Raw genomic sequence first — 10,944 nt, 5'->3', positions numbered from 1 at the left:
CAAAGCCGCTCCACCCGCGACATGCGGGGCGGCCATGGAGGTGCCGCTAAAAGCGATATAGCCACCCGAGGAATTGACCGAATTGATGCCGGGCTTATCGTCACCCCCCGGGGCGGCCAGACACCACTCGGCAGCAACTCCGCATTTATTGGCGTAGGAAGCCAGGGAGCCATCCTCAGCCAGGGCCGTTACAGCCAGCCAGTTGTCTTTCAGCTCGGGGAACCAATAGGGGGAGCCAGCCAGCAGGTCAGGGTGGTCCTGAGATTCGTTGCCGGTAGCAAATACCATGAGAGAGCCTGCTGCTACGCTGTTGTGAAATGCGTTGATCGCCAGCGGCTGCCAATCCAGTACACCTTCGGGGGAGCCATAATCCACGACATTGCAGGGGGGTGGGGAACTGACATCATTGCAGCCATTGACTCCCAAGCTGCTGTTGATGATAGGCAGCTTGAACTGTGCCAAATAGTTCCAGCCTTGCGAGGCGACGCGATCAAAGGCGGCGGCCGCTTCACGCGGGTCGGGTTCATATGGATCATTGCCAAGCATGTCGTCGTCCTCATCCGTGCCGTCGTAAGCGACGGCAAAAAGCTGACTGTTGAACGCGACACCATGCATGCCAACGCCGTCACGACGTGCGCCGATAATGCCTGCAACGTGGCTGCCGTGACCTGACGGTGGGTCGGAGTCTATGCCTTGGCCGTTGGCGTAGGCGGTATTTGTGTTGAAGTCAAAGCCGCCTGCAATGGCCCCTGCAAACTCAGGGTGCTTGGCCTCAATGCCAGAGTCCAGATAGCCGACTGTGACGCCTTTGCCGGTAAAGCCCAGTGAGTAGGCTTTGGCGGCATTGACCATATCTAGACCAGGCTGGCGCTTATATTCTTTGCTGCGCCATTGTTCCAGTGTGCTGTCAGGCTCAGCATACGCAATGCCGGGCAAAGCCAGGGTCAGCATCGCCATCTGCACCAGAACATAGGTGCTGCGTGTCTTGTTCGACATCTCTTTCTCTCCAGGGGGTCTTAGACGGGGCGGCAAGTCGTCGTGCATCGGTACCGATCGGTTTCCTGCAGTACATTTAACGTCATGGCCGTTGAATCTTATAGCGACTGAATTTACGTTTTGTCATGCCTAGCGTTTGAGAGCGACAAAAACGTGACAACTTTTTCTTTTGGGCAGACGGGTGCGCAGGGGCTTTCCGTAGGAGGAGAGGCGTTTAATCGAGAGACTACTCAACTGCCGGGAGAAACAGCGGCTCCGGATTTTATTGCGGTAGCGGCAGCAAAGTGACAACAAATCGGCCTTTTACCCGAAACCCACTAGACTGAATTTGCGGTGGAAAACCGCAGTAAGCGGTCAAGGCGCAGGCAATGGAGTAGAGCGGTAGTGCGTATTGATTCAAGGAGGCGTCAGTCCTGACCTGTTGATGATTCTGCCAACAGGGCACGTACCGGTTCAGGCTTCAACGTACGTGCGGCAGCAAAGCCTGCAATATGGCGCACGCGTACCAGATCCAAAGCAAAGAAGTGAAAGTCCGTGAAATGACAGAGAAACTCCATATCGGGGAAGCGTCTTATATAGGCTTTCCGGGCCTGATCAAAATCGGCCTGACCTCGTTCGAGCTGGCGGGCCAGCACCTGAAAGGTGACGCGTGGCAGGTCATGGACGGCATCCTGTCCATGTTCGCTTTGGCTGACCATCAGACTGGCGTCGGGACGTTGCATGAGATAACGGGTGTGGGCCGCCATTTCACTGATGTGAATGATGATGTTGGCTTGCTCGGGGCAGATCGCAAAGGGAACGCGGGAAACCACCGGCAAACCCTGGTTGCTGAGCGTGCCCAGCGAAGCAGTCCGTTCGCGGCGCAGTAGGCGTTGGAGGCTGAGCAACAATGGATCATCCATAGACATAAAAACACCTATTCTGAAAAAGCTTCCATACAGCGTCTTGTGCGGGAGGTGCTGCGAAGGGGATATTAGCTTGAGTGGCCCGACAGAAAAGCCTCCTCATGGCACCGTTGTCGCGTTATCCGTTGCCGGGCACCTTTATCTTGCTAATGGCTCAGCGATCAAGAAAGCCCCATGCCGCTTCTTCGTGTAGCTGCCCACCGAGGAACGCTTTTACCTGGGGGGCTGCCCAGTGTTAAACAATACCGATATGGCATTTACAAAACAGGCCGACATAAAGCCGGCCTGTTTGCGGAATGTGAGGCGCGAGGCTTACACCAGCACGCGCTCGATACCACCGTCGTTGGCACGGCGGACGTAATCCGCCATCCAGTTCTCACCCAGCATGTGCTTGGCCATTTCCACCACGATGTAATCCGCATCCATCTTGGTTTCGTCCTCGTAACGGGACAAGCCTTGCAGACAGGAAGGACAGGAAGTCAGCACTTTGACTTCGCCCTGGAAACCATCGGCGCGAACAGCATCCTGGTTCTTCTGCAGCTCTTCGTGTTTGCGGAAACGGATCTGCGTGGAGATGTCTGGGCGTGACACCGCCAGCGTGCCGGACTCGCCACAGCAGCGGTCTGCCTTGATGGTGCTATCGCCCACCAGGGATTTGACCGTTTTCATGGGGTCCTGCAGCTTCATGGGACTGTGACAAGGGTCATGGTACATATAGCGTACGCCTTGCACATCTTCCAGTTTCAGTCCTTTTTCCAGCAGAAACTCGTGAATATCGATCAGACGGCAACCGGGGAAAATCTTGTCGAACTCGTAGCCTGCCAACTGGTCGTAACAGGTCCCACAGCTCACCACCACGGTTTTGATGTCCAGGTAGTTCAGGGTGGTGGCCATGCGATGGAACAACACACGGTTGTCGGTGATCATCTTCTCGGCTTTGTCGCTTTGGCCGCTGCCACGCTGCGGGTAGCCACAGCACAGATAGCCTGGAGGCAGCACAGTCTGCACGCCAACATGCCAGAGCATGGCCTGGGTTGCCAGACCGACTTGCGAGAACAAGCGCTCCGAACCACAGCCGGGGAAATAGAACACGGCTTCCGAATCTACCGAGGTGGCTTCGGGATTGCGAATGATAGGGATATAGTCCGAGTTCTCGATGTCCAGCAGTTTACGGGCAGTCTGTTTGGGCAGGCCACCGGGCATCTTGCGGTTGACAAAGTGAATGATCTGCTCGCGAATCGGTGCCTTGCCAATCGTGGCAGGCGGCGCACTGACCTGTTTGCGGGCCGGCGCCGCCAGCAGATTGTGAGCAGCACGCTGCGCCTTGTAGCCCACCTCGATCATGGCGGTACGCGTCGCTTTGATGACGCGCGGATCTTTGGCGTTCAGAAAGAACATGGCCGCGGCCGAGCCCGGATTAAAAGACTTCTTGCCCATGCGGTTCAGCAAGGAACGCATTTCCATGGACACATCGCCAAAGTCGATATCGACCGGACAGGGGTTGTAGCACTTGTGGCACAAGGTGCAGTGGTCGCCCACGTCTTCAAACTCTTCCCAGTGCTTCAGGCTGATCCCGCGGCGTGTCTGCTCTTCGTACAGGAAGGCTTCGATCAACAAAGAGGTGGCCAGAATCTTGTTGCGGGGCGAGTACAGCAGGTTGGCGCGTGGCACATGGGTGGCACAGACCGGTTTGCACTTGCCGCAACGCAAGCAATCCTTGATGGCGTGTGAAATGGAGCCAATCTCGCTGCGTTGCATGATCAGCGATTCGTGGCCCAGCAGGTTGAAGCTGGGGGTCCAGGCGCGGCTCAGGTCCGCACCGGGCATCAGCTTGCCAGCGTTGAAGTGGTTGTTCGGGTCCACTTCGCGCTTGTAGTTCTGGAAAGGTTCCAGCTCTTCTTGAGTCAGGAACTCGTACTTGGTCAGGCCAATACCGTGCTCACCGGAAATCACGCCGTCCAGACCGCGTGCAATTTGCATGATGCGGGCGACTGTGACATTGGCTTGCTGCAGCATGCCGTAGTCATCTGAGTTCACGGGGATGTTGGTGTGTACGTTTCCGTCGCCAGCGTGCATGTGCAGGGCGACAAATACACGGCTTTTGAGCACGCGGTCGTGAATGGCCTGCAGTTCGGCCAGCACCGCAGCACAGTCGGCGCCTGGGAAAATGTGTTCCAGATTCTCGCGAATCTCGCTCTTCCAGGATGTGCGGATGGTGTGGTCTTGTAATAGCTGGAAGATCGAGGTGTCCGGGTCGGCCTGCAAACGGGCGTCGATGGCGGCGCTGTCCAGCGGCACGCCAATCTCGGCCAGCTCGGCCCGCGCGTCTTTCAGGGGCTTGTCCAGGTTGTCCTGCAACCACTGCCAGCGCTGGCGCACGCTGCGTACCACCTGAAGGGCGTCGTGACGACGCTCGTTCAGAATTTCTTCGCGGGTGTGCTCGGCATCGTTGTGGTCCTCGATCTTGCCAACGGGCAGATCGCCTTGCAGGAAATCTTCCAGCTCACGGGTAAGACGCAGCTTGTTGTCCGTGGATAGCTCGATATTGATGCGTTCAATTTCTTCGGTGTACTCGCCCATGCGGCGTAGGGGGATCACCACGTCTTCGTTGATTTTGAAGGCGTTGGTGTGGCGGGCAATGGCAGCAGTACGGGCACGGTCGGCCCAGAACTTCTTGCGTGCTTCGGCACTGACCGCCACAAAACCCTCACCGGAGCGGCCATTGGCCAGACGCACGACTTCCGAGGCGGCCGTTGCCACAGCATCGGGGTCATCGCCCACGATGTCGCCAATCAGAACCATCTTGGGCAGGCCATCGCGCTTGCTCTTGGTGGCATAGCCCACAGCGCGCAGATAGCGTTCGTCCAAGTGCTCCAGACCGGCCAGAATGGCGCCGATACGCTTGCCTTCGCCATTCAGGTAGTCAATGACTTCCACAATGGAGGGCACGGCCTGTTTGGCCTGGCCGAAAAACTCCATACAGACGGTGCGTGTATGCGCCGGCATGCGGTGCAGTACCCAGCGCGCCTGTGTGATCAGGCCATCACAGCCTTCTTTCTGGATACCTGGCAAACCGGCCAGGAATTTGTCGGTTACGTCCTTGCCCAGGCCTTCCTTGCGGAAACGGCGGCCTTCAATGTGCAAGGTTTCGCTGCGCAGCAGTTGGGCGCCGGGGGCGTAACGGCCATCAAACCATTTGACTTCAAAGTGGGCCATTTCCACGTCGTGGATCTTGCCCATATTGTGCTCAAGACGGGTCACTTCCAGCCAGTTGCCCTGGGCATCGACCATGCGCCACCAGGCCAGGTTGTCCAGCGCGGTGCCCCACAGTACGGCTTTTTTACCACCCGCGTTCATGGCGATATTGCCGCCGACACAGGAGGCATCGGCAGAGGTGGGATCGACCGCGAAGACGGTACCTGCGGCTTCGGCCGCATCTGCGACACGGCGGGTAACCACGCCGGCGCCAGTCAGAATCGTGGTGACCGGTTCGGACATGCCAGGCAGTGTGATTTGTTCAGGCTTGCCAATGGTGTCCAGCTTTTCGGTGTTGATCACAACCGAGCGCCAGCTCAGTGGAATGGCGCCGCCGGTATACCCGGTACCACCTCCGCGCGGGATGATGGTCAGCTTCAGTTCAATACAGGCGCGAACCAGAGCGGCCATTTCGTTTTCGTGATCGGGCGTGAGCACGACAAACGGGTACTCCACACGCCAGTCGGTCGCGTCAGTGACGTGCGAGACGCGCGACAGGCCATCAAACTTGATGTTGTCCTTGGCGGTCAGACGCGAGAGTGAACGTACGATCTTCTGGCGCAGTTCGAGGGTATCGGTAAATTCCTGCTCGAACGCAGCGACGGCGCCCCGGGCGGCGTGCAACAGGCGCAAAACCTTTGCATCGCGATCGGGCACGGCACTGTCACGACGCTGATCGATCTCGTTCAGACGATGATTCAGGGCTTCGATCAGTTGATGCTGGCGCTTGGGATTGTCCAGCAGATCGTCCTGCAAATAGGGGTTGCGCTTGACGACCCAGATATCACCCAGGACTTCAAACAGCATGCGGGCGGAGCGGCCGGTGCGGCGTTCGGAGCGAAGCTCGGACAGCTTTTCCCAGGCTTCCTCACCCAGCAGTCGCAGGACAATTTCCCGGTCTGAGTACGAGGTGTAGTTGTAGGGGATTTCACGCAGGCGCGGCGTGTCGTTGTTGCGTGCCTGGGCAGCCAGGTGCTTGCTTGCAATGGGGGCGTTCATGGCGATAATTGGCAAGGCCCGTCAAAGGGCGGCTCAACGAGGAGCAGATAGGCAAAAGACAAGTGTATACGAATCGTCGCCGGGCTGCCCCCTTACTACCGGCGGGAAACAGGGTTAATGAGAGGTTTGCGGCGAGTTTGCAGCAATTTACCAACCCAGCTTGGGGAAAATCCACAGCAAACCGGCAGTCATGGTGATATAGCGCCCCAGTTTGCCCACCGCCATGTAAAACACGCTGGGCCAAAAAGGCAGACGCAGCCAGCCGGCTACCGCGCACAAGGGATCGCCTACGACGGGTAGCCAGGACAACAGCAGGGCGGGCGGGCCCATGCGGATCAGCCAGCGCTGCCCCAGCTCATGCCAGCGGCCAGCGGCCTTGTTTCTGGGCTTGGTCTCGTCCTCATCCGTGCTTTGGGGATGTTTCTCGCGCCAGGCCTCATAGGCTTTTTCGGCCGCCAGGCCCGTGGCATAGCTGATGGCGCCACCCGCCGTATTGCCGACTGTTGCCACCAGCACCGCGGGCCAGAACATATCGGGAGCCAGATTGATATACGCGAAGACAGCCGGTTCGGAACCCAGGGGAAGCAGGGTCGCCGAGACCAGACTGACGATGAAAATGGCACTGAGGCCCACTTCCGGTAAAGACAAGGTGTTCAAGAGCCAAGCAATGAGATCAGAAGTCCAGGCTTGCATAAGTAAAGTGGGTGGGTAAGAGAGAAAATAATGGACGCCAGTGAGGGCTTGCGCCTATGGTATTCTGTTTTTCTTTCCCGGTGAGCGGTCTCAGGCAGGGGCCTGCGGCTGGCCTTGGTGGCAAAACCGGTTGTTAAGTAAAGCTGAGTCATGTCGAACGATTACCTAAAGCGCATTCTGACCTCGAAAGTGTACGATGTAGCCATCGAAACACCACTTGAACCCGCTCCTCAGGTATCGGCACGAATTAGTAACACGGTGCTGCTCAAGCGCGAAGACTATCAGCCTGTTTTTAGCTTCAAGCTGCGCGGTGCCTATAACAAGATGGCCAATTTGTCGGCCGCAGAATTGAAGCGGGGCGTATTGGCCGCGTCGGCAGGCAACCATGCCCAAGGGGTGGCCATGGCAGCGCGCAAGCTCGGCTGCCGTGCCGTCATCGTGATGCCCACCACCACCCCGCAAGTGAAGATTGATGGCGTGCGCAACCTGGGTGGAGAAGTGGTGCTGGAGGGCGAGAGCTATTCCGACTCCTATCAGCATGCTCTGGAGCTGCAAAAAAGCGAAGGTTTGACCTTTGTACACCCGTTCGACGATCCCGATGTGATCGCCGGGCAGGGCACGGTGGCCATGGAAATACTGCAGCAGCATTCAGGCCCGATTGAGGCGGTGTTTGTGGCGATTGGCGGGGGTGGGCTGGCGGCTGGTGTTGCTACCTACATCAAGGCCTTGCGCCCTGAAATCAAGGTCATTGGCGTTCAGACCGAAGATTCTTGTGCCATGGTGCGCAGCATCAAGGCGGGTCGCCGCGTGAACCTGGCCGATGTGGGCCTGTTTTCGGATGGTACTGCGGTCAAACAGGTCGGTTCGGAAACGTTCCGTCTGGTGCGTCAGTACGTGGATGATTTTGTCGTCGTGGATACGGACGCGATTTGTGCGGCGATCAAAGATGTATTTCAGGACTCACGCAGTGTGCTTGAGCCTGCCGGTGCCCTGGCCTTGGCCGGTGCCAAGCGTTACGCAGCCCAGCACAAGCTTAAAAACAAGACCCTGATTGCGGTGACCTCGGGCGCGAACATGAACTTTGACCGCATGCGCATGGTTGCCGACCGCGCCGACGTAGGTCAGGCTCGTGAAGCACTGTTTGCCTTGACGATTCCCGAGGCCAAAGGCAGCTTTCGCCGCCTGTGCGACGCCTTGGGGACCCGTTCGGTCACCGAGTTCAACTACCGCATGTCCGATCCTGAAAAGGCACACGTTTTTGTGGGGATGTCGATTTCTTCGGAAGCAGAAATCGAGAAGCTGGAAGAGCGATTTGTAAAAAAAGGCTTTGGTACCTTGAACCTGACCGGTAACGAACTGGCTAAAACCCATCTGCGACATATGGTGGGTGGTGTATCCAGTCAGGCGACCGACGAGGTCTTGTTGCGTTTCGAGTTTCCGGAGCGCCCCGGCGCGTTGCGTAAATTTCTCTCCAGCATGAATCAGGACTGGAATATCAGTCTGTTTCATTACCGTAACCAGGGTGACGATTACGGTCGTATTTTGATCGGTATCCAGGTTCCTGCTTCGGACAAGAAAGAGTTCAAGGCCTTTTTGGGCAATCTTGGCTACCCGTATTGGGATGAGACCGGCAACCCCGCTTACAAGTTGTTCCTGTAACACGGGCGAGGACTTGAAGGCCTTAGGGCTTGCGGTCAGCAGCATCCGCATAAAAACACCTCACTTTATCAAGTGAGGTGTTTTTTTTTGTGCTTGAGTTCGAGAGCGGCAGGCCGAGCCGCGATCCAGCAAGGCGCCATTCCTTGTTGCCCGAGGGCTCGTCAGCAAGGAATGGCTCAGGTTGCCGGATAGTCTTGCGTCCCGAGGGCAGAACGAAGGAGGGCAGCCGCGACAGAGGCTTTGCTGTTGGCGTCTTGCGAAACTAGGCCAGACAGCGTTTCAGGGCCTGCCGCAATGACTCCAGACTTTCATTGAGGCGCGTGAAGGCCTGCTCCTGACGAGCCGCCAGTGCCTGCGCCTGCTCCACGGTCACCACTTCGAAACCCAGGCTCTGACCGGGTACGCGTTGGGCGATCTGGGCCAGGTCTACGCTGGCGACTTGAGCGATGCGGGCATAGCCGCCTGTAGTTTGCCGGTCGGCCATCAGCACAATGGGCTGTCCATCGTTAGGCACTTGAATGGTGCCAAAACACGTGGGGGCGGACAGCAGTTCTTCAGATGACGTACGACGTAAGGGCTGACCTTCCAGACGGTAGCCCATGCGTTCTGAAGCGGGGCTGATGCGATAGTGCTGGCTTTGAAACAAGACCAGCGACTCGTCGGTAAACAGATCCGCTTGATCCAGAATGACGCGCAGGCGCTCCCGTGGGCTCAGGGCCAGGGCGGCGGGCAGGTAGATGCGCAATTCATCCAGCTCGGCTTGAAGACGACTGAGCACCGTTTCGTCCTTGGGGAGTGGCCGGACCAGCGCAATCTGGTCGCCTTTTTTCAAAGCGCGGCCCTCAAATCCACCCAGGCCTACGCGCATATGGGTGCTTTGGCTGCCCAGTATGGGTTCGACCTGAAATCCGCCATGCACCGCCAGGTACGCACGCGCACCGTGGCCGGGTTTAGCGGCTTGCAGGCTTAGCGTTTGTCCGGCGCGCGCCAGCGTCGGGCGTAGCGCAGCGACGGGCTGGCCATCCAGGGTGGCATCCAGGTCTGCGCCCGTCAGGACAAACAAGGCGGGTTCATCAAAGCGCAGGCTGGGGCCTTGTACCGTCATTTCCAGACTGGCCAGATCCTGTTCGGGGGTATTGCCTGCCAGCAAATGGGCCAGGCGGTGAGCACGCTCGTCCATCGCGCCGCTGGGCGATACGCCCAGATGCTGGTGTCCATACCGGCCTCGGTCCTGCAGGCTGCTTAGCATGCCCGGCTTGAGGATATGTACCGTCATGCGGGAGTCCAAAGATCAAATTGTTCGTGAGGCAATGGCACAAAGCGCACCTGGTCGCCGGGGGCAAGCAAGGCCGCGGGAGAGCGCCGGGCATCGAACAAGCTGACCGGCGAGCGGCCGATCAAATGCCAGCCTCCGGGAGACTCGTTGGGGTAAATAATGGTCTGCCGGTTGGCAATTGCCACCGAGCCCTTGGGCAGCACGGTGCGTGGCGTAGCACGGCGCGGTACATTCAGCGGTTCAGGCAAGATGCCCATATAAGGAGCACCCGGTGCGAAGCCCACCATAAATACCAGTTGGGGCTGACTGCCGTGCAGCTCAATGAGGTGTTCCTGGCTCAGCCCCAACTGCTCGGCAAGGATTGGCAGGTCGGGGCCGAAGGGGCCGCCGTAGCAAACAGGAATATCCACCAATGCGCCGGGGGCGACCTGATCGCTCACGGCATCCAGGTCGACCAGTGCGTGATGGACATAGTCGCGCAAACGGGCGAGCTGGTCCGTGCTGCCATCGGGATAGAAGTGGATGGCCACCGCCGTGAAGCTGGGGACCAGATCACGGACGCAGGCCGGTGCCTGCTCACGCAGCAGACGCGCAGCCCGGGTACAGCGCAGGCCCGTGTCCAACGATAGCTCGCCGCTGAACTGCACGCGCAGACAGCGGTCGCCCTGTTCGCTAAGTTGCCAGGAGGTATGCATCTTTATTTGGCGAAAAGCGAATCCAGATTGTTGAAGGCTTTGAACTCAAGGGCATTGCCCGATGGGTCCATGAAGAACATGGTGGCCTGTTCACCGGGTTCACCTTTAAAGCGGATATACGGTTCGATGACAAACTGGGTGCCGGCGGCGACCAGTTTGTCTGCCAGGGCCTGCCAGGTGGGCATGTCCAGGACGACGCCAAAGTGTCGAACGGGCACATTGTGAGCGTCCACCGCGCTGGTGGCGTTGCTGCCACATTCCGACGGGGCCAGGTGTGCCACGATCTGGTGGCCGTAGAAATTGAAGTCGATCCACTGGTCAGAGGACCGGCCTTCGGGACAGCCCAGGGTCTGTCCGTAGAACTGGCGTGCAACGGCCAGGTCATGGACCGGAAAAGCCAGGTGGAAAGGGCGCAGCTCGTTGGTATGGGACATGCTTGGCTCCTGTGCGGCATAAGGCCGGCAAC

Annotated in this window: 8 protein-coding genes; 1 reads left to right on the top strand and 7 read right to left on the bottom strand. The window is 58.4% G+C overall.

The window, feature by feature from the left end; all coding sequences use genetic code 11:
• The 4 genes from VF694_RS14660 to VF694_RS14645 all read right to left on the bottom strand — a co-directional run.
• The coding region (locus VF694_RS14660; protein ID WP_440164776.1) for a S8 family peptidase at positions 1-996 on the bottom strand (996 nt) is incomplete at its 3' end.
• Between the two features lie 407 nt (positions 997-1,403).
• Positions 1,404-1,904: a pyridoxamine 5'-phosphate oxidase family protein gene (locus tag VF694_RS14655; protein ID WP_301606018.1), complete on the bottom strand. Its 501-nt coding sequence runs from the start codon at positions 1,902-1,904 to the stop codon at positions 1,404-1,406.
• Positions 1,905-2,213: 309 nt separating this feature from the next.
• Positions 2,214-6,155: a DUF3683 domain-containing protein gene (locus VF694_RS14650; protein ID WP_440164774.1), complete on the bottom strand. Its 3,942-nt coding sequence runs from the start codon at positions 6,153-6,155 to the stop codon at positions 2,214-2,216.
• Positions 6,156-6,302: 147 nt separating this feature from the next.
• Entirely contained in the window at positions 6,303-6,848 is a 546-nt protein-coding gene (locus VF694_RS14645) for a YqaA family protein (RefSeq protein WP_003802101.1), read from the bottom strand.
• 150 nt (positions 6,849-6,998) lie between these two features.
• Between VF694_RS14645 and ilvA the strand changes: the two genes are divergently transcribed.
• A complete protein-coding gene (gene ilvA, locus VF694_RS14640; RefSeq protein ID WP_003802099.1) occupies positions 6,999-8,507 on the top strand; it encodes a threonine ammonia-lyase, biosynthetic in 1,509 nt (502 codons plus the stop codon).
• Between the two features lie 262 nt (positions 8,508-8,769).
• On the opposite strand, the gene VF694_RS14635 is transcribed toward ilvA, so the two are convergent.
• The 3 genes from VF694_RS14635 to VF694_RS14625 are packed head-to-tail and all read right to left on the bottom strand — an operon-like array spanning position 8,770 to position 10,912.
• Complete coding sequence (locus VF694_RS14635) at positions 8,770-9,783, bottom strand: biotin-dependent carboxyltransferase family protein (RefSeq protein WP_440164773.1); 1,014 nt, start codon at positions 9,781-9,783, stop codon at positions 8,770-8,772.
• The gene (gene pxpB, locus VF694_RS14630) at positions 9,780-10,478 is read right to left on the bottom strand and encodes a 5-oxoprolinase subunit PxpB (RefSeq protein ID WP_003802096.1); all 699 of its coding nucleotides are present in this window, start codon (positions 10,476-10,478) and stop codon (positions 9,780-9,782) included. The genes VF694_RS14635 and pxpB overlap by 4 nt, the downstream gene beginning before the upstream one ends.
• A gap of 2 nt (positions 10,479-10,480) precedes the next feature.
• A complete protein-coding gene (locus tag VF694_RS14625) occupies positions 10,481-10,912 on the bottom strand; it encodes a VOC family protein (protein WP_003802094.1) in 432 nt (143 codons plus the stop codon).
• Positions 10,913-10,944: the final 32 nt, after the last annotated feature.

Origin of the sequence: Alcaligenes sp. Lyrl_28 (assembly GCF_051948705.1) — a bacterium.
Lineage (GTDB): Bacteria > Pseudomonadota > Gammaproteobacteria > Burkholderiales > Burkholderiaceae_B > Alcaligenes > Alcaligenes ammonioxydans.
Note: the sequence above shows the minus strand (reverse complement) of the source record. Positions and strands in the feature narration are given on the sequence as shown.

What these genes read in the sequence shown, in the direction of transcription:
- VF694_RS14645 (WP_003802101.1), bottom strand. Translation starts at nt 6,848, where the DNA reads ATGCAAGCCTGGACTTCTGATCTCATTGCTTGGCTCTTGAACACCTTG.
- VF694_RS14655 (WP_301606018.1), bottom strand. Translation starts at nt 1,904, where the DNA reads ATGTCTATGGATGATCCATTGTTGCTCAGCCTCCAACGCCTACTGCGC.
- ilvA (WP_003802099.1), top strand. Translation starts at nt 6,999, where the DNA reads ATGTCGAACGATTACCTAAAGCGCATTCTGACCTCGAAAGTGTACGAT.
- pxpB (WP_003802096.1), bottom strand. Translation starts at nt 10,478, where the DNA reads ATGCATACCTCCTGGCAACTTAGCGAACAGGGCGACCGCTGTCTGCGC.
- VF694_RS14635 (WP_440164773.1), bottom strand. Translation starts at nt 9,783, where the DNA reads ATGACGGTACATATCCTCAAGCCGGGCATGCTAAGCAGCCTGCAGGAC.
- VF694_RS14625 (WP_003802094.1), bottom strand. Translation starts at nt 10,912, where the DNA reads ATGTCCCATACCAACGAGCTGCGCCCTTTCCACCTGGCTTTTCCGGTC.
- VF694_RS14650 (WP_440164774.1), bottom strand. Translation starts at nt 6,155, where the DNA reads ATGAACGCCCCCATTGCAAGCAAGCACCTGGCTGCCCAGGCACGCAAC.